Origin of the sequence: Kitasatospora sp. CM 4170 (assembly GCF_032110285.1) — a bacterium.
Taxonomy (GTDB): Bacteria; Actinomycetota; Actinomycetes; order Streptomycetales; family Streptomycetaceae; genus Kitasatospora; species Kitasatospora aburaviensis.
In genome coordinates this window covers 3049140-3074194 of record NZ_CP134877.1, presented here as the reverse complement: position 1 = coordinate 3074194, position 25055 = coordinate 3049140, and the positions used below count along the sequence as shown (strand labels likewise).

The following is a 25055-nucleotide window of genomic DNA, read 5'->3' as shown; positions in this document are numbered from 1 at the left end:
CGGCGTGATAATGGCCGACGCGAGGGCTGGCGCGAGGGCCGGCGCGAGGGCCGGCCGACCCCAGCCGGTGGCCGACCAGTTCGCGGTAGCGCGGGGAGAGCACCTGCAGGTCGCCGTGCCGGGCGAGCACGGCCCGGCCGCTACCCCGGTCGCCACTCCGGCCGTCTCCCGACCGCGGCCGCTACCCCGGCCGGCCGGTGCGCAGGAACGCCGCCAGCAGCTCGTGGAGCACGGCGGCACCGTCCTCCGCCAGCACCTCGTGCCCCGAGCCCGCCGCCTCCACGTAGCGGAAGTCCGCGCCCTCGGTGCGGCCGATCCGCAGCAACTCGTGCCGCAGCGAACGGGACTGGCTCACCGGGACGACCTCGTCCCGGTCCCCGTGCACCACCAGTAGCGGCGCGCTCAACCGGTGGGCGAGCTGCAGCACGTCGCGTGGTCCGCGGGCGTCGGCGATCGGCTCGCCGCCACCCAGCCGCGTGGTCAACGCCCGCACCGGGGCCGCTGCTTCCGCCAGCAGCCGGGCGCCGGACAGGAACGGTGCGACCACCGCGCAGCGGGCGACGTGCTCGGTCGGCGCGTGCGCGGCCGCCAGCAGTGCGAGGAACGCGCCGTAGCTCACGCCGAACAGGGCGGGCGGCTCCAGGCCGAGCGCCGCGCGCTGGCCCGCGATGCCGTCCAGCAGGTACAGGATGTCGTCGAGGTCCGGCCCGCCCCAGGAGCCGCGGATGGCCATCGCGTGCGCCACCCCGTAGCCCGTGGAGCCGCGTTGGTTCGGTGCGACCACGGCGAGCCCCTCGGCCGCCATCCGCTGCAGGGCGGGGTCGAACTCCAGCCGCCAGGCGTCCGCCGGGCCGCCGTGCAGGGCGAGGACCAGGTGCGGACTGCTCAGCCAGGCCTCGCCGCCGTACACCACGGCCTCCAACGGGCCGGCCGGGCCTGCGAGTTCGAGGCTCTGTGCCGGGTGCCAGCGGCCGCCGTCCCCGGGCTGGGTGGAGCCGTCGAGCTGCCAACCTGGCGGCGCGGTACGGGGGGTGCGGGTACCGCCGGACTGCCAGGGCAGGACGGTGTCCCGCCCGGGGCCGGGCAGGCCGGAGCCGAGCGGGGCCAACTGCAGGGGCAGCGGGGACGGTCCGGACTCGGGGGCGGCCGGTCCGTGCGCCAGCAGCGCGTCCACGTCCAGGCCGGCCAGGGCCGCCGGATGGTCGGGAGCGGAGTACGGCATCCGCAGCGCCGCGTCCGACCAGTGCGCGACCGCGCCGAGCCGCCCGGGCGGCACCGGCAGCGGGTCGAGGCGTCCGGCGGCGGGCCGCCAGAGCGCGAGCGAGGAGCCGGCGCCGTGGTCGATCTGGATCGCGACGCGGACCCCGTCCGCGGCCGACCGCAGCGCCACCGGGCGCAGGAACATGCCCGCCACGTGCAGGCGTTCGGGGAAGCGCAGCGGCTCGCCGCCGCCCAGCACGCCCCAGCCCAGCCGGTCGCTGCCGGGGGCGTCGCTGCGCACCATCGCGAAGCGGCTGTCGGGGTCGAACAGGGCCAGCCGGTCGTTGCTGCGCTCGCCGATCTCCAGCAGCGGGGTGACCGCGCCGCTGCGCAGGTCCAGGACGACGCTGCGGACGATGCCGTCGGCCACCCGGTCCAGCGCCAGCAGCGCGCCGGTGCGGTCGAGCCAGACACCGCCGCCGTGCAGCCCCGGGACCTCGGCGACCTGCCGGGGCTCGCGCCCGTCGCCGTGGACCAGCCAGACGGTGGTGGCCGGCCGGGTGTCGCTGCCCAGCGCGACGGCGACCGGTGCGCCGGGGCCGGCCGGGGCGTCGGAGGGGAGCGGCAACAGCCGCAGGCCGGGGCGCCGGAACGTGGCCAACGGGATTTCCCGGGTGGCCGGTTCGGCGCCGGGCGGGGCCGCGGTGAGCTTCACCAGCTCGTGCCGCTCGCCGTCGTGCCGGCCGACCAGGACCGAGCCGTCGGGCAGCGCGACCAGTTGGGAGCGGAGGTGCTCGGACCGGTTGCCGGGCAGTGCCAGGGCGGTCGGGACGGCGGGGCCGGTCGCGGGCAGCCGCCAACTCTCCGCGTACCAGCCGCCGTCGGCCGCGGAGGCCAGGCAGGCCGCGTGGCTGCCGTCGGCCGCGAAGGTGAAGCTCAGCCGGCGCAGCGCCTGCGTCGCGGCCCGGATGACCACGTTCATGTCGTCCTCACCCCACCGGTCCGGGGCCGGGGTTCACCCGGCCGGCGCGGTGCCCCGGCGGCGCCGCGCGGCCCGTCGTCCGCCCCGCGCGGTACCTCCGCGGCGTCGTACGGTGCGTCGTCCGCCGGGGCCGTCCCTCCGGCCGCCGGACGGTGCGCGGGGTGCGCCGGCACCGGGTCCACCCAGAGCCGTGGGCCGCCGTGCCGGAGCCGGAGCAGGAAGGCGAGCGCGCCCGCCGTCCCGGTGCCGTACGCGGCGGCGCAGCCGGTGCCGGTCTCGTCGGGCAGGACCAGCAGGCCGTCGCGCAGCGCCGACCTGGCCGCGATCAGGTGCGCCAACTCCTCGGCGCTCCTGCGGAATTCCGCATCGCCGGTGGCCTCCGCCAGGTCGAGCAGGTACTCGCCGTTGCCGGCCAGCCCGTGGCACGCGCCGGTGCCGCAGTGCCAGCGCCCGGCCAGCACCGCGCGTCCGGCGGCGACGGCGAGCCGGTGCGCGGTGGCATCGCCGGTCACCTGCCAGAGCCGCAGCAGGAAGGTGCCCACACCCGACGCCCCGCTGCACCAGTGGGCCGGCCGGATGTGCTCCGGGTCGTCCGCGCCCTGCGGCCACCACGCACCCGCGGACCCGCCGCCGACCTCGCCCTGCACGCCCCCACCGCCGTACGGGTCCCCGGCGCCGCGCGCGTGCGGCGCCTCTCCTCCGGACGCGGCGCCGTGCTCCCACCGCACCGTGGCGGCGAGCGTGCGCCCGGCCTCGGCGGCGCCGGCCAGCAGCGCCCGGTCGCCGGTGGACTCGGCGGCGGTCAGCAGGAAGGCGCCGACCCCCGCGACCCCGTGGGCGAACCCGAGATGCGTGACCCCGGCGAGCGCCGAGTCGAAGTCCTCCGGCACCGGCCAGACCGTGCCGTGGGCGGTGGTCCGGCCGGCGGCCAGCAGGCCGTGCCCGCAGCGGACCGCACGGTCCAGGAAGTCCTGCGCCGACTCCTCGCCCAGGTTCTCTGCCGCAAAGCGCAGTTGGAGGAAGCCGGCGCCGGCTGCGCCGTGGCAGACGTCCGGGTTGGGCCACTCGACCGCTATCCGGCGGGCCAGTTCGGCGGCCCGCTCGGCGAGGGCGTGGTCGCCCAGCGCCCCGGCGGCGTCGAGCAGCGCCCAGGCGGCGCCCGAGCGCCCGAAGTGCAGCCCGGGCAGCACGACCGGCTCGGCGGCGCAGCGGCGCTCGATCCAGTCGGCGGCCGTCCGGGCGGTCCGCCGGGCCTCCTCCCGGACCTCGATGGGCAGGCCGTCGGTGGACGCGGCCCGGGCGAGCACGGCCAGCACGCCGGCGGCGCCGTGCTGCACGTTGCAGGGGTCGGACTGCTGCCCGGCGGGGACGGTGGGCCAGAGCCGGTCGCGCCGCCGCGGGGTGGCGGTCACGGCGAGGTGCCGCAGCCCGTCGTGCAGGACGCGGTCGAGGACGGCCGTGCCGCCCGCGGTCGCGGGGCCCGCCGAGACGGCATCCGCCCAGGTGCGCCCCGCCGCCTCGGCGCCGACCGCACCCCGCCCCTCACCTGCGGTCGCCCGTCCGTCGTCCACAGCGTCCGGCGTCTCGTCCACGGCACCCGGTGTCTCGGTCACGGCCTCCGCGCCTCCGGTACCGGCCCCCGCCTCGGGGACGTCGCCCCGCGCCGCCTCCGCCAGGGCGTCCCGGACCCGGCTCAGGCTCCATCGCAGCTCCGGCTCCTCCGCCCGCAGCCCCAGCACCATCGGCGCCAGCCGCCGCGCGGTGTCGCCGGAGCGGGCGGCGAGGGCGAGCCAGCGGCCCAGCCGGTCGGCGACCGGGCGGGCGTGCGGCAGGTCCTCGGGCAGCAGCGGGTCGTGGCCGGTGGCGAGCAGGAAGAACAGTCCGCCGAGCGCGTAGAGGTCGGCCGCCGGCTCCGCCGGGCACAGGCCGTCCGTCACCCGGCCGCGCGAACCCGCTCCGGCAGCCGTGCCGACCAGGGCCGGGCCGACCAGGGCCAGCCGGCCCGGCCCCTGCTCGGGGGCCCGGTACCCGGGGGTGCCGGCCGAGCCGGCCCGGCGGCCGGCCTCGGCGGCCAGCTCCAGGTCGACCAGCCGCAGCGAACCGTCCGGCTGCACCAGGACGTTCCCGGGCGAGAGGTCGCGCAGGACCAGCCCCAGCTCGTGGACCCGTTCCAGCAGGTCGAGCAGCAACCGTGCCATCGGCCCGGCCTCGGCCCAGTCGACGTCGGGACTGCCGTCGCGGCGCAGCCGGGCCGCGACCCAGCTGCCCAGCGGTTGGCCGGCGATTCGTTCCTGCACGAGGAAGAGCGAGTCGTCCTGCTCGACCAGTTCGACCGGGTGCGGCGCCAGCCCCAGCCCCTCCAGCCTGGCCAGCAGGGCGGCCTCGTGCCGCAGGGCGGCCCGGGCATCGGTGCCCACGCGGTCCACCTCGATGTGCGCGCGGGCCTGCTTGACCACGACCTCCGCGCCGCCGTCGGTGTCCCGCCCCAGGAAGACGCCGCCCTTGGCGCTGTGCCGGATCGCCCCGGTGACCACGTACCGCCCGGCGAGCAGCACCCCGCCCGCGCCGCGCCGGGCGGCGGTGGGCCTGGTCGCTCCGCGGCGGTGGCCCGCGCCGCCACCTGCACCCGCGCCGCCGCCCCCGCCCCCGCCCCCGGTCTCGGCCTCGGGCCCGTGGCCCGGGACCCCGGCCGACCCCGCCGGCTCGCGCAGCGGATCGCGCGCCCACGGCGGGCACCGGTACGACGCCCCGCGCACGTCCTCCACCCGCTCGCCCCCCGGCCCGTGCAGCATCGAGCGGTACCCGCCGTCGTTGCCGAGCTCGACGCGCGCCGCGAAGGCGCCGTACCGGTAGTGCACCAGGCTGCCGGGCCGGTACGGGCGGTCCGAGAGGATCACCGGGCCGGGCAGGCCGTCGGTCGCCAGGTGCAGGGCGGCGGCCAGCCGCCGGAACTGCTCCTCGCCCGCCGGGTAGACGGTGATGAACTTGCCGGCCGAACCCCGCTCACTGTTGCGCGAGTTGAGCTCGTGCAGCTGCTCCTGCCCGGCCGCGAACTTGAACGCGCACGGGTCGTCGGCCAGCGTTTCGACGACGGCGGCCAGCACCGCGCCCCCCACCGCGGACGCCGCGCTGACGTGGATCTTCCAGCCCTCCCCGGCCAGTTCCCCCGCAGTCGGCCTGGCCGTGCACCAGAAGCCGTCGACGGTGACGTCCCAGTCCCCGCCGCCTCCCCGGCTCCCGGCGCCGGCCAGGGCCGACCGCGCCACCTCCGGCCACGCGCCGACCGCACGCGGCGCGTGATCCGCCGATCCCGTTCCCCCGGCCGTCCGAAGCGATGTGCCTGCCCCCATCCGCTTTCACATCCCTTCGTCTCGGCCGCCGCCCGCGGGTGCACACTGCTCCGGCACCCGGGCGCCCGGCCACGGCCTGATCGGTTTCTCGGAAGCGCGGAAGCGCCGCCCCGGCCGCGTCCGCCGCGGAGCCGGTCCGAGCCGGTGGTCCCCTGCGGCGGAGCGCCCTTCCGACCCCCCCGGTCGGGGCAACTCCCGTTCGCGGAAGTGAAGTTACTTTCGGTTTCGGCACGTCCTCAACGCGCGGCGAGTCACTTCACTCGTAAGGGTGATCTGCGCGCGATTTCGAATTCGTGCGAGCCGATCGGTGTGCGCGGGGGCGCCCGCGCACACCGGCGGCAGGGGCGCCCGGACGGCTCGCACACCGGCTCGGAACGGCGCGCGGGGACGGTCCTCCGGCACCCGAACGCCGCTCACCGCAGGTTGACGCGCACCTGTGCGTCCCGTCCCCCACACCGTCGACCCGCGCCGCGGACCCGCACCAGGGCCGCCCCGCGCACCCGCCCGCCCGCGGCATCCGGGCTCCCGCCCCGACCGCCGCAGCCGCCCGGGCGGCCCGGACGCCCCTGCGCGCACGGTAGTCTCGACAGGTGCCGAATCTGTCCGACGTCATCACCGCACTCGAAGAGGTCTACCCGCCCCAGTGGGCGGAGTCCTGGGACGCCGTCGGCCTGGTCTGCGGCGACCCCCGGGCCGAGGTCCGCCGCGTGCTCTTCGCCGTCGACCCCGTGCAGACGGTCGTCGACGAGGCCGTGGAGTGGGGGGCCGATCTCGTCGTCACCCACCACCCCCTCTACCTGCGTGGCACCACCAGCGTCGCCGCGACCACCTTCAAGGGCCGGGTGGTGCACACGCTGATCAGCAACGGCATCGCCCTGCACGTGGCACACACCAACGCCGACCACGCCGACCCGGGCGTCTCGGACGCCCTGGCCGAGGCCGTCGGCGTCCGCGTCACCGGTCCGCTGGTGCCGGACCCGACGGACCCGCTGGGCCGGCGCGGCGGCGGGCGGGTCGGTCTGCTGGAGCCCCCGCTCACCCTCTCCACCTTCGCCGCGCAGGTCGCCAAGGGTCTGCCGGCCACCGCCGCGGGGGTGCGCGTCTCCGGCGACCCGAACCGGCTGATCAGCCGGGTCGCGGTCTGCGGCGGCTCCGGTGACAGCCTCTTCGCCGAGGTGCGGGCGGCCGGCGTCGACGCCTACCTGACCGCCGACCTGCGCCACCACCCGGCCTCCGAGGCCGCCGAGGCGGCCCCGGTCGCCCTGCTCGACGCCGCGCACTGGGCCACCGAGTGGCCCTGGCTCGCCCTGGCCGAGCGGGCGCTGCACGGTGCCGCCGAGAAGCGCGGCTGGGCCGTGGAGACCAAGGTCTCCCACCGGGTCACCGACCCGTGGACCGCGCACGCCCCCATGTCCTTCACCGCCTGACCCGATTCACAGGAGCTCTCCGCTTGAACGCCGCGCCCGCCGACCAGATCCGCCTGCTCGACCTCCAGGCCATCGACTCGAAGCTCGACCAGCTGGCCCACCGGCGTCGCAGCCTGCCCGAGCACGCCGAGATCGACAAGGCCACCGCCGACCACACCGCGCTGAAGGACCTGGTCGTCGCCGCCCAGGCCCAGCAGGGCGACACCGCCCGCGAGCTGACCAAGGCCGAGCAGGACGTCGAGCAGGTCCGCGCCCGGGCCGCCCGCAACCAGCAGCGCCTGGACTCCGGTGCGATCACCTCGCCGAAGGACCTGGAGAACCTCCAGCACGAGATCGGCTCGCTGGCCAAGCGCCAGGGGGACCTGGAGGAGGTCGTGCTGGAGATCATGGAGCGGCTGGAGGCCGCCCAGACCCGGGTCACCGAGCTGAGCGCCCGCCTGGAGCACTCCACCGTCGTGCTGACCGAGGCCGAGGGCCGCCGCGACGCCTCCTTCGCCGAGATCGACGCCGAGGCCGAGAAGGTCAAGCGCGACCGCGAGACCGTGGCCGCCGTCATCCCGGCCGACCTGCTGAAGATCTACACCAAGCTGCGCGAGCAGCAGGGCGGCGTCGGTGCGGCCCGCCTCTACCAGCGCCGCTGCGAGGGCTGCCGCACCGAGTTCTCCATCACCGAGCTGAACGCCATCAAGGCCGAGCCGGCCGACAAGGTCGTCCGCTGCGAGAACTGCTCGCGGATCCTGGTCCGCACCGCCGACTCGGGCGTCTGACCAGGTGGCCGGGCGCAGGCTCGTCGTCGAGGCCGACGGCGGCTCCCGGGGCAACCCGGGGCCGGCCGGTTACGGCGCGGTGGTCCGGGACGGCGACACCGGCCGGATCATCGCCCAGGCGGCCGAGTTCATCGGCCACGCCACCAACAACGTGGCCGAGTACAAGGGTCTGATCGCCGGCCTGAAGGCGGCCCGGGAGATCGACCCGGACGCCTCGGTGGAGGTCCGGATGGACTCCAAGCTGGTGGTGGAGCAGATGTCCGGGCGCTGGAAGATCAAGCACCCGGACATGCAGCCGCTCGCCGCCGAGGCGCGCACCGTCCTGCCGCGCGGCCAGGTCGAGTACACCTGGATCCCGCGCGAGCGGAACAAGGACGCCGACCGGCTCGCCAACGAGGCGATGGACGCGGGCAAGGCCGGCCGCGCCTGGGAGGCCAAGCCGCTCGTCGGGGCGGCGGCCGAGCCGAGGGCCGCCGGCCCGGTGGCCGAGCCCGCGGAGCCCGCGCCGGAGAAGGCCGTCCCGAAGGCCGGCTGGGCCGCCCCCGCGGACCTCGGTACGCCGACCACGTTCGTCCTGCTCCGGCACGGCGAGACCCCGCTGACCCCGGAGAAGCGGTTCTCCGGCAGCGGCGGCAGCGACCCCGCGCTCTCCGAGAAGGGCCGCTGGCAGGCCGAGCGCGCCGCCGCGGCACTGGCCGCGGCCGGCTCCGTCCAGGCCGTGGTCAGTTCCCCGATGCGCCGCACCCGGGAGACGGCGGAGACCGTCGCGGCGCGCCTCGGCCTGGAGGTCCGCTACGAGGACGGGCTGCGCGAGGTCGACTTCGGCGCCTGGGAGGGGCTGACCTTCGCCGAGGTGCAGGAGCGCCACCCGGACGACCTCGACGCCTGGCTCGCCTCGCCGAAGGCCAGGCCGACCGGCAGCTCCGAGAGCTTCACCACCCTCACCCACCGGGCCGGGGTCGCCCGCGACAAGATCCTCGCCCGCTACCCGGGCAGGACGGTGCTGGTGGTCTCGCACGTCAGCCCGATCAAGACGCTGGTCCGGCTGGCGCTCGGCGCCCCGCCCGACTCGATGTACCGGATGGAGCTGTCGGCCGCCTCGCTCTGCGCCGTCCAGTACTACGCGGACGGCAACGCCTCGGTGCGGCTGCTCAACGACACCGGGCACCTGCGCTGACCGTCGCGGCGGGCCCCTGACCGGGGCCCGCCGGCGGTCGCAGGCCGCCCGCCAACGCGGCGCCGTGCGCGCCTCCCGCCCGCCCGCCAAGGCCGGAGGGGCCGTCCACGCAGGTCAGTGCACCCGGTCAGTGCACCTCGGTGACCACCACGTCCAGCTGCCACGGCTTGCGGGCCGTGCCCTCGGCCGCGACCTCCACCCGGTGGCCCAGCTCCCGCAGCGCGTCCACCAGCTCGCCCGGCGTCTTCGGCTCGGCGCCGGCCACCAGCAGGTCGCGCACCAGCCGGCCCTTGGTCGCCTTGTTGAAGTGGCTCACCACCGTGCGCCTGCCGTCGCGCTCCTGCAGCACCCGGACGGTCGCCGTCCGGGACACCACCTCGCCGGCGGGCTTCCACGCCGCCGCGTAGGCCGAGCTGCGCAGGTCCAGCACCAGCCCGTCCGCCGCCTCCGGCAGCACGGACGCCGTCGCGCCCCGCCAGAACGCCCCGAGCGCCCCCAGACCGGGGAGTTTCACGCCCATCGAGCAGCGGTACGGCGGGATCCGGTCGCCGATCCGCACCGCGCCCCAGAGCCCGGAGAAGACCAGCAGCGAACGCCCGGCCCGGTCGTACGCGGCCTCGTCCAGGGTGGCCAGGCCGAGGTTGTCGAACAGCACCCCGGTGTACACCTCACCGGCCGGGAACGCACCGGCCGTCGGCAGGCCCGCGTTGCGGGCGATCTCGCCCCGCAGGCCGGGGCTCAGCCCGAGCACCTCGGCGGCGGTGTCCTCGTCGCCCCGGCAGAGCCCGACCAGCGTCTCAAGCACCTGCGTCCGCGCCGCCGTCAGCCCGGGCAGCGAGAGCCCGTCCAGCGCGACCGGCACGCCGTCCCCGGACGCGGCCTTGCCCTCCGAGGGCGGCAACAGCACCAGCACAGCGGACTCCTCAACATTTTGTGGCGGACGCGGTCCCCGCCACCCTACGCAACCCGGTCCGGCTCCCGGTAACCCGCGACCGCCACCGCCCCGGCCCCCGCGCCGAGGGCCAGGCAGAGCGGCGAGTAGTAGCGGGCGTCGAGCCGCCGGAACCGCGCCGACTGCTCGCCCAGCCCCAGGGCGGACACCAGCAGTCCGCCCGTACCGCGCGCCAGCAGCACCGCCGAGACCGTCCGCACCCCGGCCCGCCGCACCCGCGCCGGCCCCGCCGCCGGGAGCACCCCGGCCTCCGCCCCCACCAGGTACGCGGCCGCCCCCAGCGCCCCGGCCACCGCGAGGCACGCCGCAGGCGGCGGCATCTCGTCACCCCGGCCGACCACCGCGTCCGCGAGCTCCGCCGGCGTCCGCATCGGCCACGGGGAGACCGCCCAGACCGCGTGCAGCACCCCCACCCCCGCCAGCACCCCGGCCACCACGGCCCCCGCCGTCCTCACCGCGCCCATCGCCCAGCCCCCTTCGCCGCACCGATGCTCCGCTCCTCACGCTACGGCCCCTTACACGCCCTGCCCCACCCACCCCAAACCAGTGGCCCCCACCCCCCACCCCGCCCTACCGTCGAGCTGAACGAGGAGAGTGACGCGATGACCCTGAACCCCCTGGACCTCGCCTCCGGCGGCGACGCCGTGGAGGAGTCCCTGCCCGTCCGGCTGCCCGCAGACCTGCCGCCGGAGACCCGGCAGGCGCTGGAGTTCGCGCTGCGTGCGGCCGCCCAGGCCGTGCTGGCCGGCCGCGTCCGGGTCAGCGGGGCACCGGGTGCGGACCGTGCGGAGCTCGCGTTCGAGGTCCGCCAGTCCGAGCTGCCGGACGCCCTGGTCGAGCCGGTCCGCGCCGAGCGCCCGGACCGCGCCGCACGCCGCGCCGCCATGGTCGGCCGGATCCGCGAGGCCAACGCGGAGACGCTGGAGAGGCTGAAGGACCTGTGAGCGGGCCGGGGGGAAGCCGGATCGAGTACCTCGACCTGGACGACGTCACCTACCTGGCCGGCGGGCCGGAGAACATCCGCGATCCGGGGGCCCTGCTCTCCGCCCTGGGCCGGCCGCAGGCGAGCCTGTTCGGTGCGGACGCCTACCCGGACCTCTGGTCCAAGGCGGCCGCGCTCGGGCAGAGCCTCGCCCGCAACCACCCGCTGGTCGACCGGAACAAGCGCACCGCCTTCGAGGCGATGCTGCTCTTCCTCGACTACAACGACGAGCCCTACACCGACCCGTCCCCGGACGCGGCCGTCGCCTTCGTGCTCCGGCTCGCCACCGGCGGCTACGACGACAACGTCGCCCTCGCCGCCAAGGACCTCCGGGAGCTGCTGGGGCGCTGAACCCGCCCTCCGGACCGGACGTCCGGAGGGCGCCGCCCGCGGTGGCCCCGCCACCCGGACGGTCGGTTCCGCACCGGCCCGGAAGGGCCCGCATGGGAGGATCGGACCGTGTCCGCACCCGCCTCCGCGGCGTCCGCCGCCGTCCCCGCCTCCGTGGCTCCTGCCCCCGGCCGGCGCCGGAGGCTGCTGATCCTGGCGATCTGCTGCCTCAGCCTGTTCATCGTCGGCCTCGACAACACCGTGGTGAACATCGCGCTCCCGGAGATCCAGAAGGACCTGGGCGCCCAGGCCTCCGGTCTGCAGTGGGTCATCGACGCCTACACCCTGGTGCTGGCCTCGCTGTTGATGCTGTTCGGCTCGGTGGCCGACCGCTTCGGGCGGCGCCGGGTGTTCCAGACCGGCCTGCTGCTCTTCGTGCTCGGTTCGCTGCTCTGCAGCCTGGCGCCGAGCCTGGAGTGGCTGGTGGTGTTCCGCGCGCTGCAGGCCGTCGGCGGCTCGATGCTCAACCCGGTGGCGATGTCGATCATCACCAACACCTTCACCGAACCGCGCGAGCGGGCCCAGGCGATCGGCGTCTGGGGCGGCGTGGTGGGCATCTCGATGGCGCTCGGCCCGCTGCTCGGCGGGTTCCTGGTGCACGGGGCCGGCTGGCCGTCGATCTTCCTGATCAACGTTCCGGTCGGCCTGGCCGCCTGCCTGCTGACCGCCCGTTACGTGCCCGAGTCGCGCGCACCCCGGGCCCGCCGGCTGGACCCGGTCGGGCAGCTGCTGATGGTGGTCATGCTCGGCTGCGGCACCGCCGCGATCATCGAGGGCCCGGAGCACGGCTGGACCTCCCCGCTCATCATCGGGCTGGCCGCCGCGGCGCTGGCCGCGCTGGTCGCCTTCCCGCTCTGGGAGCGGCGGGTCGCCGAGCCGCTGGTCGATCCGCGGTTCTTCCGCAGCGCGCCGTTCACCGGCGCCACCGTGACCGCGGTCTGCGCCTTCGCCGCGCTCGGCGGGTTCCTCTTCCTCAACACCATCTACCTGCAGGACGTCCGCCGCTACAGCCCGGTCGAGGCGGGCCTGTGGACGCTGCCGATGGCCGGGATGATGCTGGTCTGCGCCCCGGTCTCGGGCCGGATCGTCGGCAGCCGGGGCCCGCGCGGCCCGCTGGTCGCGGCCGGCCTGGGCCTCGCGGCGAGCGGCGTGCTGCTCACCCGGCTGTCCGCGGACTCCCCGGCGGCGCTGCTGCTGGTCGCCTACGCGCTCTTCGGATTCGGCTTCGGCATGGTCAACGCGCCGATCACCAACGCCGCCGTCTCCGGGATGCCGCGCGCCCAGGCGGGGGTGGCCGCGGCGGTCGCCTCGACCAGCCGGCAGGTCGGCCAGTCGCTGGGCGTCGCGGTGATCGGCACCGTGGTCACCTCGGCCGTGATCGGCCCGGTGCTCACCGGCTTCGCCCCGGCCAGCCACGCGGGTTGGTGGATCGTGGCCGGACTCGGTGCCGCCATCCTCGTCCTGGGCCTGGTCACCACGACCGCCTGGGCGACCGGCACTGCGGCCCGGGTGGCCGCCCGGCTCGGCGGCGAGCCGCCCACCGCCCGGCCCGGCGTACGGGAGGCGCCGCCCGAGCGGCTACCATGACCACTACGGCGGAAGAGCCGGCCGGGCGGTCGCGACGGGTCCCAGGACCCGCCGAGGAACGTCCGGGCTCCACAGAGCAGGGTGGTGGGTAACGCCCACCCGGGGTGACCCGCGGGACAGTGCCACAGAAAACAGACCGCCCGCCGCTTCGGCAGCGGGTAAGGGTGAAACGGTGGTGTAAGAGACCACCAGCGACCGGGGTGACCCGGCCGGCTCGGTAAACCCCACCTGGAGCAAGGTCAAGATCGGTGCCCTCGGGCACCGTGCGCGGATGTCCGAGGGCTGCTCGCCCGAGTCCGCGGGTAGACCGCACGAGGCTGTCGGCAACGGCAGCCCTAGATGGATGGCCGCCTCCCCGGGCCGCGCAAGCAACCCGGGAGACAGAACCCGGCGTACAGGCCGACTCTTCCGCCCCCTCCCCCCGACTGCCCGTCAGGACGGGTGTGCGCCGACCGCGTCGCGGATCTGGTCGCCGAGGCCGCCGTTGACGCGGGCGCAGTTGGCGCAGCAGAAGAACCGGCCGGCCACCTCCACGCCGTGGCCCACGATCCGGACCTGGCACTGTTCGCAGCGGGGCGCCAGCTTCTCCATCGCGCACTCGAAGCTGTCGAAGGTGTAGGTGTCGCCGGTGATCGTCTTGATCTCGAAGGCGAGCCAGTAGTCGTTGCCGCAGGTGACGCAGATGGCCATGGTGGCCGTCTCCCTTCCGGTGTGGGGCTGACCGACCGGGTGGGCGCTCAGCCCTTCCCAGTGTCGGATCGGCCCCCGGGACCGGCCACTCGGAGCGCGCCCGCGGGCGGATGCCCCCGCCCGGCCCGGCCGGCCGTACTCCCCGAGCCCGGCGCGGCTCAGCCGGACACGGCCGAGAGCTCCTCCAGGGCCGCGACGGCCCGCTCGGCGTCCTCGGCGGCGACGAACAGGTGGTCGTGGTGGAAGCCGGCCACCACGTTGCAGCTGATCCCCACCTCGGCCAGCCGGCCCGCCACGGCGGCGGTCAGGCCGACGGCCTCCAGTGCGGAGTGGATCTGCAGGGTGATCCAGGCGGCCACGTACTCGTAGCGCAGGCCGAGCGAGTCGGCCTCCTCCTGCGCCACCACCACCGTCACGCCCTCGGGCTCGGCGACCGTCACCACCGGCCGCATCCCGGCGGGCACCTTCGCCGGGAGCGAGCAGTAGACGTACCGCCCCGGGTTGAGCAGCGGGCGCATCCCGCGCAGCAGCGTCGCTAGATCTCGTTCACCGGCCATGCCCGCCACCGTAGCGGCCGACCGCCCGCGCGCCGGGTTGTCGGGCGGCTGTGTCGGAAACCGTTGACGAGCGATAGTCACCGATATATCGTCGAGTTATCGAGACAGTTACTCGACTGTCCGGGCGACTGCCCGGTGCGCGTCGAGGTCCCGATGACCGACAGGTCGGCCGGCGGGCGCCGGTCGACGATCAGAGACACAACGGAGGTGAGCGTCATGCGCTCAGGACGTTTTCGTGAGGAGGGCCCCCGTGGCGGACGGCGCCGCGGCCCGGGGCCGGAGTTCGTGGGCATGCCCGGGGAGGGCTTCGAGGGTCGGGGGGCGTTCGGCCCCTTCGGGCCGCCGCCGTTCGGGCCCGGGCGCCCGATGGGCGGGCCGTTCGGTCCCGGCTTCCGCGGGCACGGCGGGCGCGGCCACGGGCCGCGCGGCCGGCGCGGCGGGCGGGCGCGGCGCGGCGACGTGCGCGCCTCGCTGCTGGCGCTGCTCAAGGAGCGGCCGATGCACGGCTACGAGATGATCGCCGAGATCACCGAGCGGACGGGTGGCGCCTGGCGGCCGAGCCCCGGCTCGATCTACCCCAACCTCCAGCTGCTGGAGGAGGAGGGCCTGATCACGGCCGAGGAGGTCGGCGGCAAGCGGCTGGTCTCGCTCACCGAGGCGGGCCGGGCCGAGGCCGAGGCGGGCCCCGCGGAGCCGTGGGCGGAGGCCGGCCGGGAGGTCGACTGGGAGGCCGTGCAGGAGGTCGGCCAGGCGCTCGGCGCCGTCGACCACGCGATCCGGCAGGTGATGACGACGGGCACGGAGGCGCAGCGCGCCAAGGGCCTGGCGGTGCTCAACGAGGCCCGCAAGAAGCTGTACCTGATCCTCGCCGAGGACGAGTGACGGCCCGAGGGGGGATTCGCAGGACCCGGCCGCGGGTGCGGGCGGCCGGCGGCGCGGACGGTGCGGCTGCTCAGGCGCGGATCGCGAACAGCGCCGCGCACGCGAGCAGCAGCACCGTCCAGCCGAACCAGAGCCAGCCGTTCGGGCCGATCACCGCGCTGTAGAGGCTGACCACCACGAGCAGGGCGCCGGTGACGGCGGCCGCCTGCCGGTTGTGGTGCCTCGCCGCCGCGGACCGGCTCCTGGACTGCTGGTGGCGTGCGGTCCTCGCCATGGCCGTCCTCCCGGGGGGAGCGGCGGTCGTCACCCGGAGGCGCGGGCGGTGGCCGCCTCGTCGTACTCGTAGCGCCAGAACCAGCGGACGCCGTCCAGCTGCTTGGCGCGGACGTACACCAGTGTGCGCGCGGGGGTGTCCCCGTGCGCGGGGACCGGCACCTTGTAGGTCTTGGGCACGCCGTACATCGGCCCCAGGGGGATCGGGAGGATCCGGCCGTCCAGGGGGCCGCCGACGAATGCGGTGTCCGTGCTCTTCACCCCACCAGGGTCTCACCCCGCCCGCGCGAACGGTCGCGAGGCGGTCCGGGGAGGGCCTGTGCCGCCCGGGGGAGGCCTTGTGACGTGGGCGTGCCGGGAGTGTGACCGGAGAGGCACCGCCCCCGGTCATCCGGAGGCCCCGCGCACCCTTATCCTTCCTGTACGCCCTCGGGGTTCACCCGGGTCAGCGGGCCCCGTACGGGCCGGGTGAGGCGCACGTCCGTGTGCCCGTCGGGCCGCCGAGCCGCCGCCTGCGTGCTGCCGCGACTCCGTACCGTGACCCGGGCGTCGGCCGTCCGGCAACCCCGGCTCCGGCCGACAGGGCGCGGACAGCAGGGCCGAGCACCGCCCCGGGAAGCAGCGGGGGGCGCCGCGCGTTGCGTCGGAGTGGTACGTCGAATGCTGTGTCACACCAGGCACGGCAATGCGCGGAAGGGGCCCGATGGAAGCCGGCGGCAGGTGGACGACCTGGTGGCAGAGGCGTGATCGTCAGCGGGCCCGGTCGGCCGACGCGGACAGCCCCGCAGCCCGACTGGACCAGCTGCTGGGCGCCGTGCGCGCAGGCTTCCCGCTGGCACCGGCCGCACATCCGGCCGGCCACCGGTGTTCCTGTGACCGCGTCGCCTGTCCGGCGCCGGCCCAGCACCCGGTCTCCTTCGCCTGGCAGACCCAAGCGACCACCGACCCCGAGCAGGTCGCCCGCTGGCTCTCCCGGGACCCCCAGGCCAACTTCGTCACCGCGACCGGCCGCGTCCACGACGTGCTGGACGTGCCCGCCGAGGCGGGCCGGCTGGCGCTGGAGCGGCTGACCGCGCTGGGCGTCGAGGGCCCGGTGGCGGCCGTCGGCGAGGACCGCTACCTCTTCTTCACCGCGACCCGGGGCACCCCGGTGGACGAGGACGAGTGGTGGCCGAGCGCCCTGGACTCCACCCCGGACACGATGTCCGAGCACCCCGGGCTGCGCTGGCACTGCCGCGGCTCGTACACCCTGCTGCCGCCGGCCGCGCTGCCGGACGGCTCCGCGGTCCGCTGGCTGCACGGGCCCGACCAGCCGCTGCCGGACCCGCTGCGGGTGCTGGACGTGCTCACCGACGCCTGCACCGAGGTGGGCGCGGTGGCCGAGGAGCAGTGGCTGATCGGTTGACCGTCCGATCGGCCGGCCGGCGTGGTCCTGCACTCAAGGACCCGCCGACGGAATCGAGAAGGCCCGGGCGGGAACGACCGGGCCTTCTCGTGTTCGTGCAGCCGCTCGCCGCCCGCCGGTCGGCTACGGCAGGGTGAGGATCTCCGCGCCGTCCGCCGTGACGACGAGGGTGTGCTCGAACTGGGCGGTGCGCTTGCGGTCCTTGGTGACGACCGTCCAGCCGTCGGCCCAGATCTCGTAGTCGTAGGTGCCCAGGGTCAGCATCGGCTCGATGGTGAAGGTCATCCCGGGCTTGATCACCTCGGTCGCCCGCTCGCTGTCGTAGTGCGGGACGATCAGGCCGGAGTGGAACGACGTGTTGATGCCGTGCCCGGTGAAGTCCCGCACCACGCCGTAGTCGAAGCGCTTGGCGTAGGACTCGATCACGCGGCCGATCACGTTGATCTGGCGGCCGGGCTTGACCGCCTTGATCGCCCGGTTCAGCGCCTCGCGGGTCCGCTCGACCAGCAGCTTGGACTCCTCGTCCACGTCGCCGCAGAGGTAGGTGGCGTTGAGGTCGCCGTGCACCCCGTGGATGTACGCGGTGGCGTCGATGTTGACGATGTCGCCGTCCTGGAGGACGGTCGAGTCCGGGATGCCGTGGCAGATCACCTCGTTGATCGAGGTGCAGATCGACTTCGGGAAGCCCCGGTAGCCGAGGTCGGACGGGTAGGCACCGTGGTCGCACATGTACTCGTGGGCGACGGCGTCCAGGGCGTCCGTGGTGACGCCCGGCGCGATCAGCTTGGCGGCCTCCTCCATCGCCCGGGCGGCGATCCCGCCCGCGATCCGCATCTTCTCGACGGTCTCGGCGGTCTGCACCTCGGGCCCGGTGTACGGCGCCGGCGCGGGTCGTCCGACGTACTCGGGGCGGACGATGTGCGCCGGGACCTTGCGGGTGGGGGACTGGATGCCGGGTTCGAGAGCCATGGCCGCGAGTCTAGCCGCCGGGTCCCGCCCCGCCCGGTGGTGTGCGGGCGGCCCCGCTCCGGGGAATGATCGGTACGACCGATCGGTTCGGCCGGTCGGTGCGACGCACCCAACGGACGGGAGACCGCCATGCCCCTCGGGTTCCACCGCAAGCCCACCGGCAAGCCCGGCGAGTGGTTCTACTGCATCAAGCACGCCAAGGTGGAGGAGGGCCCCGAGTGTCCGGCCAAGGACCGGCTCGGGCCGTACGCCAGCCGGGAGGAGGCCGCCCACGCGCTGGAGATCGCCGACGAGCGCAATCGCGAGTGGAAGAACGACCCGCGCTGGAGCGACCGGCCGGCGGCCGACGACGGCACCGAGTAGTGGCTCGGCCCCGGGGCGCCCGTCCCTCGACCCTCCCCCCGGCGAGAAGGCGTGCCGGCGAGAAGGCGTGCCGGCGTGCTGACGAGCCGACAGGCTGACGGTCCGACCGGCCCGGGTCCGAGCGGCCGTCAGCCGGACTGCTCGCCCCGGTACGTGGCGCTGGTCAGCGGGGCGATCACCCGCCAGCCGAGAGCCGTGTAGAGCGCGTGCCCGTCCGGGGTGCCGGCCAGCACGCCGGTCTGGGCGCCCTGCTCGTACGCCGCGGTGGCCAGCGTCCGGATGACCAGGCTGCCCAGGCCGCGGCGCCGGTGCTCCGGCGCGGTCTCGATCTGGTCGACGACGGCGGTGGCGCCGGTCGGGGCGATCTGGCCGCGGGCCGCCAGCGCGCCGTCCGCCGCGGTGACCAGGGTGCGGACCACGCCGCCGCGGGACCAGGTGCGCAGCCGGTAGCCGTCCGGGGCGGTGAGCCGGTGGGCGGGCGCCGGGGCGAGCGGGGCGGTCATCAGGTAGCCGGGCTCGTCGTCGATCCACCACTCCGGGCCGAGCCAGGGCGAGGTGACGGCCGGGTCCGCGAAGATCTTGAGCCAGGTCCCCTCGGCGCGGACGGCGCCGGCGACCTTGCGGACGTCCTCCTCCCGCACGGCGTCGCCGACGGCGTCGAACACGTGCCGCGTGACGTGGCCGCTGAGGCCGACGTCGACCGTGTAGCCCCACGGCTCGACGACGGCCGGTGCGGCGGCCCGTGAGGATATCCATCCGTCGACCCAGCTCCGGACGACGTTCTCCGACGTGATCTCCAGCACGGCCATCCCTCCCGTTCGACGGCCCGGACGCCCGGGCCGAGGAACAGTGTAATAACCCCAGCCGCTAAGTGTCACTTACTTTCCGGGAGGGGTGACCGGTCGGCTACCAGCGACCGACCGTCGGCCCCGCCGTCAGCCGGCCGGCCAGGTCGGCCAGCCGGGCGAGCGTCGAGCGGCGCGCCGGGGAGTGCCCAGCGGCCGTGCTGACCAGGTGCTGGGCGAGGTCGAACGGCTCCTCCTCGGCGGTGCCGACCGCGAGCCGCTCGTGCGCCAGGGCCGCCAGCTCGGTCGGCCCGGCGGCGCCGTCCAGGGCGAGCACGGTGGCCCCGCCGCGCCGGGCGTCCTGCACCCGCTCCAGCAACTGCTCCCCGGCCGCCGCCGGGGCCACCACCAGCACCGTCGATCCGCGCCCGGCCGCGGCGAGCCGGCGCAGGCCGTACGCCAGATGGGCCGGGGCGCGGGCCGGCACCCGGTGCCGCAGCAGGGTGGGTGCCAGCCGGGGGGCGTCCGACCAGGCGGCCTCGTCCGCGAGGTGGGCGGCCAGGTGCCAGGGTTCGTACGCCTCGGTGCCGACCAGCAGCAGCCCGGCGGAGCCCCGCCGGTCGACCGCGTGGCGCAGCGATCCGGCGAAGCCGCCGGCCGCCTCCAGCCAGCCGGTGCCGGCGAGCCGCTCACGGAGTGCCGAAACTCTCACCGCGTCCATGGGCGACAGAATGTCGTGGCCCACCCGCGGTTTGGCAGGATCGGCCCATGACTTCCCTCGATTCAGCGACAAACCCGGCCCACGAGCTGCCCGACGTCTCGCAGCTGGTGGTGGGCGTCCTCGGCGGCACCGGCGACCAGGGGCGGGGGCTCGCCCACCGGCTGGCCAAGGCGGGCCAGCAGGTGATCATCGGCTCCCGCGACGCGGCGCGCGCCGAGGCCTCGGCGGCCGAACTCGGCCTCGGCGTGCGCGGCGCCGACAACGCCACCACCGCGCGCGAGAGCGACATCGTGATCGTCGCGGTGCCCTGGGAGGGGCACGCCGCCACCCTCACCGCCCTCCGCGAGGAGCTGGCCGGCAAGATCGTGGTGGACTGCGTCAACCCGCTCGGCTTCGACAAGCAGGGCGCGTACGCGCTGGTGCCGGAGGAGGGCAGCGCCGCCCAGCAGGCCGCCGCGCTGCTGCCGGACTCCCGCGTCACCGCCGCCTTCCACCACCTCTCGGCGGTGCTGCTCCAGGACGAGTCGATCGAGCGGATCGACACCGACGTGATGGTGCTGGGCGAGGAGCGCGCCGCCACCGACGTGGTGCAGGCGCTGGCCGGGCGGATCCCGGGGATGCGCGGGATCTTCGCGGGCCGGCTGCGCAACGCCCACCAGGTGGAGTCGCTGGTGGCCAACCTGATCTCGGTCAACCGCCGGTACAAGGCCCACGCCGGCCTGCGGATCACCGACGTCTGAGGCCGGTCCCGCCCGCCGTCCGAGGCCGGTCGCTCCCGCGCCGGGCACCCAGGGACGGCGGGTCCCGGCGACGCGCCGGCCGCCGACCTCACCCCTGGACCCGTTCCGGAGGTGAGGTCGGCGACAATGGGGGCCGACCGTCAGCCCGCGCTAGGAGCCAGCCACCATGCCCCGCACGTCCCTCTTCGCCGCGATCGTCGTCGTCCTCGCGCTGGCCGCCGCGGTGATCTCCGTGGTGAAGGACAACTACTGGGGCCTGATCTGGCTCCCGCTCGCCGGCATCGCCAGCAACGTGGTCTGGATGAACCTGCGCCGCGCGAAGCTGGCGAAGGCCGCCGCCGAGCAGGGCTGAGCCCGGCCCGGCTGGCGGCCTTCAGGCCCCCTGGGGGTGCCTCCGCCGGACAGGTCCCTAGTCCTGCCAGAAGCGGAACAGGTCGTGGCCGAGGGCGGCGAAGGCGTCGTCGCTCACGCCGAAGAGGTGCATCAGCCCGTACACGGCGTCGAAGAAGAAGCGGTTCACCTCGGGCTGCCAGAGCAGCGCGAACACCGCCAGCATCCCGTACGGCGCGAACGGCTCGACCGCCCGCCGGGTCTTGTACGACAGCCACGGCTCGACGATGCCGTAGCCGTCCAGGCCGGGCACCGGCAGCAGGTTCAGCAGCGCCGCGCTCAGCTGGAGCAGGCCGAGGAAGGCGAAGGCGCAGGTGAGCGGCGAGTACGGCATCCCAGCCAGCGATGCGCCGTGCCACTCGACCGGGGTGGCCGGGTCGTCCAGCCAGCCCGCGCCGACCGGGACCAGCAGCAGCGCCGCGCAGACCAGGTTCACCAGCGGGCCGGCCGCCGAGATCAGGCTGTGCTTGAGCCGCCCCTGGATCCGGTGCCGCTCGATCCAGACCGAGCCGCCGGGCAGACCGATGCCGCCGAGGATCACGAAGACGATCGGCAGCACGAAGCTGAGCAGGATGTTGGCGTACTTGAGCGGGTTGAGCGTCAGGTAGCCCTTGGCGCCGACGGTGAGGTCACCGCCGTGCAGCGCGGTGCGGGCGTGCGCGTACTCGTGGAGGCAGAGCGAGACCATCCAGCCGGCCACCACGAACAGGAACACCCCGAACCGGGCGTTGCCGTACCCCGAGTAGACCGCCCAGCCGGACGTGCCCAGTATCGCGAGGAGCACCCAGAACACCGGACTGATCCGGCGGTCCTCGCTGCGCGAGCGCTGCGTTGCGGCGAAGGTCATGAGTGGGTGCTCCGGGGTCTGGGGGAGGGGGCAGGGACCGATCATGCCGGGCCGGCCGGTCGCCGGACAAGCCGTCCCGGGTGAACGTACGGCGCCCCGCGCGGGGTTCCGCGCCCCGGTGGGGCCCGGACAATTGTGCGTGCCGGCCGCGCCCATCGACCAGAATGGGCGGGTGCACTACGGCATCCTCGGCACCACCACGGCCCACCACGACGACGGCACGCCGGTCCCGCTCGGCGGGGCCCGGCTGCGGGCGCTGCTCGCGGCGCTGGTCCTGCGGCAGGGACGGCCGGTGGCGGTCGACCTGCTGGTGGACGAGGTCTGGGACGCCGAGCCGCCGCAGGACGCGTCGGCCGCCCTGCAGACCCTGGTCGGCCGGCTCCGCCGGACCATCGGCCGCGACCAGGTCGGCTCCGGGCCGGCCGGCTACTGGCTGACCGAGCCGTGGACCGACCTCGGCGAGTTCCAGCGGCTGGCCGGTGAGGGGCGCCGGGCGCTGGAGGAGGGCGACCACGGGCCCGCCGCCGAGCGGCTGCGGGCCGCGCTGGCGCTCTGGCGCGGCCCCGTGCTCGCCGACCTGCCCGACCGCAGCGGCCCGGCCACCCGGCTGGAGACCCAGCGGGAGGAGGTGCACCGGCACCGGATCCTCGCCGACCTCGGCCTCGGCCGGGCGGCTGAGCTGGTGGCCGAGCTCGCCGAGCTCTGCGACCGGCAGCCGTTGGACGAGCCGGTGCAGTACCTGATGGTCCGGGCGCTGCACGAGAGCGGGCGCACCGCCGAGGCGCTGCGCCACTACGAGCGGACCAGGCGCACCCTCGCGGAGGAGCTGGGCGTAGACCCGGGCCGTCAGCTCCAGGCCCTCTACGCGGAGCTGCTGGCCCCCGCGGACCACCCCCCGGCGGCCCGACCGGCCCCGGCCGCGCCGACCGTCCCCGGGCCCGCCGCCGCGCCGCAGTCGCCGGCCACCGTCGCCACGGCCACCGCCGCCGCCCCGGCCGCCGCGCCGCAGCCGACCCGCAGCACGGGCAACCTGCGCACCCGTCTGACCAGCTTCGTCGGCCGCGAGGACGACCTCGCCGCCCTGCGCGGCGCCCTGACGGGCAGTCGGCTGGTCACCCTGACCGGCCCCGGCGGCTCCGGCAAGACCAGGCTCTCCGTCGAGGCCGGCCGTGCCGAGCAGGCGGCCGGTCACTGGCCGGACGGCGTCTGGCTGGCCGAGCTCGCCCCGCTGGAGAGCCCGTCCGCGGTGCCCGCCGCCGTGGTCTCCGCGCTCGGCCTGCGCGAGACCGTGCTGCACACCGGCGGCATGGTCGCCGAGGTCATCGAACCCCGCTCGGAGGACCCGCTGCGCCGGCTCGTCGAGTACTGCGGCCACCGCCGGATGCTGCTCGTCCTGGACAACTGCGAGCACCTGATCCAGGCCGCCGCCGACCTCGCCGACCGGCTGCTCGCCGAGTGCCCCGGCCTGACCGTCCTCGCCACCAGCCGGGAACCCCTCGGCGTCCCCGGTGAGACCGTGCTGCCGGTGGAGCCGCTGCCCGACCCGGTCGCGCTGCGCCTGCTCGCCGAGCGCGCCGCCGCCGCGCGCCCCGGGTTCGACCCGCAGCGCGAGCCCGAGGCCTGCGCCGAGATCTGCCGGCGGCTGGACGGCCTGCCGCTCGCCATCGAGCTGGCCGCCGCCCGGCTGCGGGTGATGACGGCCCGGCAGATCGCCGACCGCCTGGACGGTCGGTTCGCGCTGCTCACCGGCGGCAGCCGCACCCTGCTGCCCCGCCAGCAGACCCTGCGCGCGGTGGTCGACTGGAGCTGGGAGCTGCTCGGCAAGCGGGAGCGGGCGGTGCTGCGTCGGCTGTCGGTGTTCGCCGGCGGCTGGACGCTGGAGGACGCCGAGGCGATATGCGCCGACGACGTCGAGGTGCCCCGTGAGGAGGTCGCCGACCAGCTGCTCTCGCTGGCCGACAAGTCCCTGGTGGTGGCCGACCTGGGCGGGGACGGCTCGTCCCGCTACCGGATGCTGGAGACCATCCACGAGTACGCCGAGGAACGGCTGGCCGAGGCGGCCGAGCGGGCCGAGGTCGAGCGCCGCCACCTGGTGCACTTCCGCGAGCTGGTCCGCACCGCCGACCAGCACGTCCACGGCCCGGAGCAGCTGCGCTGGCTGGCGGTGCTGGAGCGCGAGCACGACAACATCCGGGCCGCGCTGCGCAGGGCGGTGGACCGCGGCGAGGAGCAGGAGGGGCTGGCCCTCGCGCTCGGGATGAGCTGGTACTGGTCGCTGCGCGGCTTCAGTCTGGAGGCCCGTGGCTGGTACGACGCGGTGCGCGCGCTCGGTCCGGACCCGTTCGACCCGGCGGGCCCGCGGCCGGAGCCGCTGGAGCGGCAGGTCCTGGAGTACGGGGTGCCGATGCCGCCCGGGGTGGCGGCCGAGGCGCGCCGGCAGCTGGAGATCTTCCGGCTGGTCGGGCTCTTCGAGGGGAACCTCGACGTGCTGGCCGACCGGGACGCGCTCCGGGTGTCCCGGCAGTTGCTGGAGGCCTACACCCCGGACCTCCCGCAGAGCTACCGGTTCCCGGGGGTGATGCGGGTGTTCGCCGCCTTCCTGGCCGGCCGGCTGGACGTGATGCGCGATCTGATGGAGGAGGCCGTGGAGGGCTGTCGCCGCCACGGCCGCGCTGTCGACCTGGCGTTCGTCCTGCAGATCCGGGCCAAGACGATGAACGACTGGCCCGGCGGGCTGGAGCAGTCGCTCCGGGACGGCGAGGAGTCGCTGGAGCTGTACCGGGGGATCGGCGACCGGTGGGGGATGTCCCAGGCGTACGCGGCGCACGGCGAGGCGCTGGCGAACAAGGGCCGGTCCGTGGAGGCGGTCGCCGCCTACCAGCGGGCGATCGAGCTGGCCGAGGAGCTGGACGCGCCGCAGGAGGTGCCGATGCTGAGGGTGCACCTCGGCAGCGCGATGCTCGAACAGGACCTCGAAGCCGGCGAGCGGTACATCCGCGAGGCCCTGGACATGATCGATCCCGGCGAGATCCAGGCGGCCAACGGCGCACTGCTCTTCGGGCACCTGATGCTCTGCGGGATCAGCGCCCAGCGCGGTGCCTACGACGACGCGCTGGCCGAGCTGGACCGGGTGAACTGGACCAGAAGCCGGATCGGGACCTTCGCCCCCGACCTGGTCGGCGGGATGCTGACGGTCACCCGGGGCTGGATCACCGCGCGGGCCGGCGATCCGGACCGGGGGCTCGAAATCCTGGACGAGGGGCGGCGGCTGCTGCGCGCGGTGCCGCCCGAGGGCAGCGGCTTCGCGGAGCAGCTGTCGGTCATGCTGGTCCCCCCGGCGGCCGGGGTGCTGCGGGTCTTCGCCGAGCGCGACCACGACCTCGTCGCGGCCCGCAAGGCGGCCGTGCTGCTCGGTGCGCACACCGAGTTGAACGGGCCGAAGGGCGGCTACCTGGACCGGGTCGAGCTGACGGCCGCCGAGGCGAGCCTGCGGGCCCTGCTCGGTGACGAGGCGTTCGAGGTCGCCTACGCGGAGGGTGTGCGCCTGTCGCTGCCGCAGACCAGCTCCCTGCTCGACAACCTGCTGGCCTGAAGACTGACGTACTGACGTACTGCCGGC

At 75.6% G+C, this 25055-nt stretch carries 24 protein-coding genes and 1 other RNA gene; 13 read left to right on the top strand and 12 right to left on the bottom strand.

The genetic code is table 11. The features are described 5' to 3' along the window. Positions 1–181: 181 nt before the first annotated feature. Positions 182–2182: an alpha/beta fold hydrolase gene (locus RMN57_RS12510; RefSeq protein ID WP_313763474.1), complete on the bottom strand. Its 2001-nt coding sequence runs from the start codon at positions 2180–2182 to the stop codon at positions 182–184. After that, positions 2179–5448 (bottom strand): class IV lanthionine synthetase LanL, encoded by a 3270-nt coding sequence (lanL, locus tag RMN57_RS12505; RefSeq protein ID WP_313763473.1) that lies wholly within the window; start codon positions 5446–5448, stop codon positions 2179–2181. The genes RMN57_RS12510 and lanL overlap by 4 nt, the downstream gene beginning before the upstream one ends. Positions 5449–6122: 674 nt before the next feature. On the opposite strand from lanL, the gene RMN57_RS12500 reads away from it, so the two are divergent. Genes RMN57_RS12500 through RMN57_RS12490 form a run of 3 tightly spaced genes read left to right on the top strand, consistent with a single transcriptional unit; the run spans position 6123 to position 8903 of the window. Further along, on the top strand, positions 6123–6959 hold the full coding sequence (locus RMN57_RS12500; protein ID WP_313763472.1) for a Nif3-like dinuclear metal center hexameric protein: 837 nt from the start codon (positions 6123–6125) through the stop codon (positions 6957–6959). Between the two features lie 23 nt (positions 6960–6982). After that, positions 6983–7726 carry a C4-type zinc ribbon domain-containing protein gene (locus RMN57_RS12495; RefSeq protein WP_313763471.1) on the top strand — a complete coding sequence of 248 codons (744 nt, stop codon included), beginning with the start codon at positions 6983–6985 and terminating at the stop codon, positions 7724–7726. Between the two features lie 4 nt (positions 7727–7730). Then, positions 7731–8903, top strand: coding sequence for a bifunctional RNase H/acid phosphatase (locus RMN57_RS12490; protein ID WP_313763470.1), 1173 nt, complete (start codon positions 7731–7733; stop codon positions 8901–8903). A gap of 127 nt (positions 8904–9030) precedes the next feature. On the opposite strand, the gene yaaA is transcribed toward RMN57_RS12490, so the two are convergent. Further along, positions 9031–9816 (bottom strand): peroxide stress protein YaaA, encoded by a 786-nt coding sequence (gene yaaA / locus RMN57_RS12485; protein ID WP_313763469.1) that lies wholly within the window; start codon positions 9814–9816, stop codon positions 9031–9033. Positions 9817–9860: 44 nt separating this feature from the next. Beyond that, a complete protein-coding gene (locus RMN57_RS12480) occupies positions 9861–10319 on the bottom strand; it encodes a DUF3995 domain-containing protein (protein ID WP_313763468.1) in 459 nt (152 codons plus the stop codon). A gap of 138 nt (positions 10320–10457) precedes the next feature. Between RMN57_RS12480 and RMN57_RS12475 the strand changes: the two genes are divergently transcribed. The 4 genes from RMN57_RS12475 to rnpB all read left to right on the top strand — a co-directional run bounded on the left by RMN57_RS12475 (position 10458) and on the right by rnpB (position 13225). Continuing rightward, complete coding sequence (locus RMN57_RS12475) at positions 10458–10799, top strand: hypothetical protein (RefSeq protein WP_313763467.1); 342 nt, start codon at positions 10458–10460, stop codon at positions 10797–10799. Further along, the gene (locus tag RMN57_RS12470) at positions 10796–11188 is read left to right on the top strand and encodes a type II toxin-antitoxin system death-on-curing family toxin (RefSeq protein ID WP_313763466.1); all 393 of its coding nucleotides are present in this window, start codon (positions 10796–10798) and stop codon (positions 11186–11188) included. The genes RMN57_RS12475 and RMN57_RS12470 overlap by 4 nt, the downstream gene beginning before the upstream one ends. Positions 11189–11341: 153 nt before the next feature. Next, positions 11342–12814: a DHA2 family efflux MFS transporter permease subunit gene (locus RMN57_RS12465; protein WP_313767801.1), complete on the top strand. Its 1473-nt coding sequence runs from the start codon at positions 11342–11344 to the stop codon at positions 12812–12814. A 13-nt stretch (positions 12815–12827) separates the two neighbouring features. Then, positions 12828–13225, top strand: an RNA gene (gene rnpB, locus RMN57_RS12460) — RNase P RNA component class A. A gap of 21 nt (positions 13226–13246) precedes the next feature. Here rnpB and RMN57_RS12455 read toward each other — a convergent pair. Continuing rightward, the gene (locus tag RMN57_RS12455) at positions 13247–13504 is read right to left on the bottom strand and encodes a Prokaryotic metallothionein (protein WP_313763465.1); all 258 of its coding nucleotides are present in this window, start codon (positions 13502–13504) and stop codon (positions 13247–13249) included. Between the two features lie 158 nt (positions 13505–13662). Next, positions 13663–14061 carry an ACT domain-containing protein gene (locus tag RMN57_RS12450; RefSeq protein WP_313763464.1) on the bottom strand — a complete coding sequence of 133 codons (399 nt, stop codon included), beginning with the start codon at positions 14059–14061 and terminating at the stop codon, positions 13663–13665. Between the two features lie 216 nt (positions 14062–14277). On the opposite strand from RMN57_RS12450, the gene RMN57_RS12445 reads away from it, so the two are divergent. Continuing rightward, a complete protein-coding gene (locus tag RMN57_RS12445) occupies positions 14278–14943 on the top strand; it encodes a PadR family transcriptional regulator (RefSeq protein ID WP_380236069.1) in 666 nt (221 codons plus the stop codon). Between the two features lie 70 nt (positions 14944–15013). Here the strand turns inward: RMN57_RS12445 and RMN57_RS12440 are convergent, their stop codons facing one another. Together RMN57_RS12440 and RMN57_RS12435 are read right to left on the bottom strand one after the other, a co-directional pair. Then, positions 15014–15217, bottom strand: a complete 204-nt coding sequence (locus RMN57_RS12440; RefSeq protein WP_313763462.1) for a hypothetical protein — start codon at positions 15215–15217, stop codon at positions 15014–15016. 29 nt (positions 15218–15246) lie between these two features. Then, on the bottom strand, positions 15247–15477 hold the full coding sequence (locus RMN57_RS12435) for a hypothetical protein (protein WP_313763461.1): 231 nt from the start codon (positions 15475–15477) through the stop codon (positions 15247–15249). A 442-nt stretch (positions 15478–15919) separates the two neighbouring features. Here RMN57_RS12435 and RMN57_RS12430 point away from each other — a divergent pair, with 442 nt between their 5' ends. Next, positions 15920–16621, top strand: a complete 702-nt coding sequence (locus tag RMN57_RS12430) for a bifunctional DNA primase/polymerase (RefSeq protein ID WP_313763460.1) — start codon at positions 15920–15922, stop codon at positions 16619–16621. A gap of 123 nt (positions 16622–16744) precedes the next feature. Here the strand turns inward: RMN57_RS12430 and map are convergent, their stop codons facing one another. Further along, the gene (map, locus tag RMN57_RS12425; RefSeq protein ID WP_313763459.1) at positions 16745–17590 is read right to left on the bottom strand and encodes a type I methionyl aminopeptidase; all 846 of its coding nucleotides are present in this window, start codon (positions 17588–17590) and stop codon (positions 16745–16747) included. A 129-nt stretch (positions 17591–17719) separates the two neighbouring features. Between map and RMN57_RS12420 the strand changes: the two genes are divergently transcribed. Then, positions 17720–17953, top strand: coding sequence for a hypothetical protein (locus RMN57_RS12420; RefSeq protein ID WP_313763458.1), 234 nt, complete (start codon positions 17720–17722; stop codon positions 17951–17953). A gap of 128 nt (positions 17954–18081) precedes the next feature. On the opposite strand, the gene RMN57_RS12415 is transcribed toward RMN57_RS12420, so the two are convergent. After that, positions 18082–18756 carry a GNAT family N-acetyltransferase gene (locus RMN57_RS12415; RefSeq protein ID WP_313763457.1) on the bottom strand — a complete coding sequence of 225 codons (675 nt, stop codon included), beginning with the start codon at positions 18754–18756 and terminating at the stop codon, positions 18082–18084. 103 nt (positions 18757–18859) lie between these two features. After that, positions 18860–19459, bottom strand: a complete 600-nt coding sequence (locus RMN57_RS12410) for a hypothetical protein (RefSeq protein ID WP_313763456.1) — start codon at positions 19457–19459, stop codon at positions 18860–18862. 47 nt (positions 19460–19506) lie between these two features. On the opposite strand from RMN57_RS12410, the gene npdG reads away from it, so the two are divergent. Beyond that, positions 19507–20199 carry an NADPH-dependent F420 reductase gene (npdG, locus tag RMN57_RS12405; RefSeq protein WP_313763455.1) on the top strand — a complete coding sequence of 231 codons (693 nt, stop codon included), beginning with the start codon at positions 19507–19509 and terminating at the stop codon, positions 20197–20199. 166 nt (positions 20200–20365) lie between these two features. Further along, positions 20366–20551, top strand: a complete 186-nt coding sequence (locus RMN57_RS12400; protein WP_313763454.1) for a hypothetical protein — start codon at positions 20366–20368, stop codon at positions 20549–20551. 57 nt (positions 20552–20608) lie between these two features. Here RMN57_RS12400 and RMN57_RS12395 read toward each other — a convergent pair whose 3' ends face one another. Next, the gene (locus RMN57_RS12395; protein WP_313763453.1) at positions 20609–21436 is read right to left on the bottom strand and encodes a site-2 protease family protein; all 828 of its coding nucleotides are present in this window, start codon (positions 21434–21436) and stop codon (positions 20609–20611) included. Positions 21437–21608: 172 nt separating this feature from the next. Here RMN57_RS12395 and RMN57_RS12390 point away from each other — a divergent pair, with 172 nt between their 5' ends. Then, entirely contained in the window at positions 21609–25028 is a 3420-nt protein-coding gene (locus RMN57_RS12390) for a BTAD domain-containing putative transcriptional regulator (RefSeq protein ID WP_313763452.1), read from the top strand. The last annotated feature ends 27 nt before the right edge of the window (positions 25029–25055 follow it).

What these genes read in the sequence shown, in the direction of transcription:
- RMN57_RS12510 (WP_313763474.1), bottom strand. Translation starts at nt 2,182, where the DNA reads ATGAACGTGGTCATCCGGGCCGCGACGCAGGCGCTGCGCCGGCTGAGC.
- RMN57_RS12480 (WP_313763468.1), bottom strand. Translation starts at nt 10,319, where the DNA reads ATGGGCGCGGTGAGGACGGCGGGGGCCGTGGTGGCCGGGGTGCTGGCG.
- RMN57_RS12475 (WP_313763467.1), top strand. Translation starts at nt 10,458, where the DNA reads ATGACCCTGAACCCCCTGGACCTCGCCTCCGGCGGCGACGCCGTGGAG.
- RMN57_RS12455 (WP_313763465.1), bottom strand. Translation starts at nt 13,504, where the DNA reads ATGGCCATCTGCGTCACCTGCGGCAACGACTACTGGCTCGCCTTCGAG.
- RMN57_RS12450 (WP_313763464.1), bottom strand. Translation starts at nt 14,061, where the DNA reads ATGGCCGGTGAACGAGATCTAGCGACGCTGCTGCGCGGGATGCGCCCG.
- RMN57_RS12445 (WP_380236069.1), top strand. Translation starts at nt 14,278, where the DNA reads ATGCGCTCAGGACGTTTTCGTGAGGAGGGCCCCCGTGGCGGACGGCGC.
- RMN57_RS12440 (WP_313763462.1), bottom strand. Translation starts at nt 15,217, where the DNA reads ATGGCGAGGACCGCACGCCACCAGCAGTCCAGGAGCCGGTCCGCGGCG.
- RMN57_RS12430 (WP_313763460.1), top strand. Translation starts at nt 15,920, where the DNA reads ATGGAAGCCGGCGGCAGGTGGACGACCTGGTGGCAGAGGCGTGATCGT.
- map (WP_313763459.1), bottom strand. Translation starts at nt 17,590, where the DNA reads ATGGCTCTCGAACCCGGCATCCAGTCCCCCACCCGCAAGGTCCCGGCG.
- RMN57_RS12420 (WP_313763458.1), top strand. Translation starts at nt 17,720, where the DNA reads ATGCCCCTCGGGTTCCACCGCAAGCCCACCGGCAAGCCCGGCGAGTGG.
- RMN57_RS12410 (WP_313763456.1), bottom strand. Translation starts at nt 19,459, where the DNA reads ATGGACGCGGTGAGAGTTTCGGCACTCCGTGAGCGGCTCGCCGGCACC.
- npdG (WP_313763455.1), top strand. Translation starts at nt 19,507, where the DNA reads ATGACTTCCCTCGATTCAGCGACAAACCCGGCCCACGAGCTGCCCGAC.
- RMN57_RS12400 (WP_313763454.1), top strand. Translation starts at nt 20,366, where the DNA reads ATGCCCCGCACGTCCCTCTTCGCCGCGATCGTCGTCGTCCTCGCGCTG.
- RMN57_RS12395 (WP_313763453.1), bottom strand. Translation starts at nt 21,436, where the DNA reads ATGACCTTCGCCGCAACGCAGCGCTCGCGCAGCGAGGACCGCCGGATC.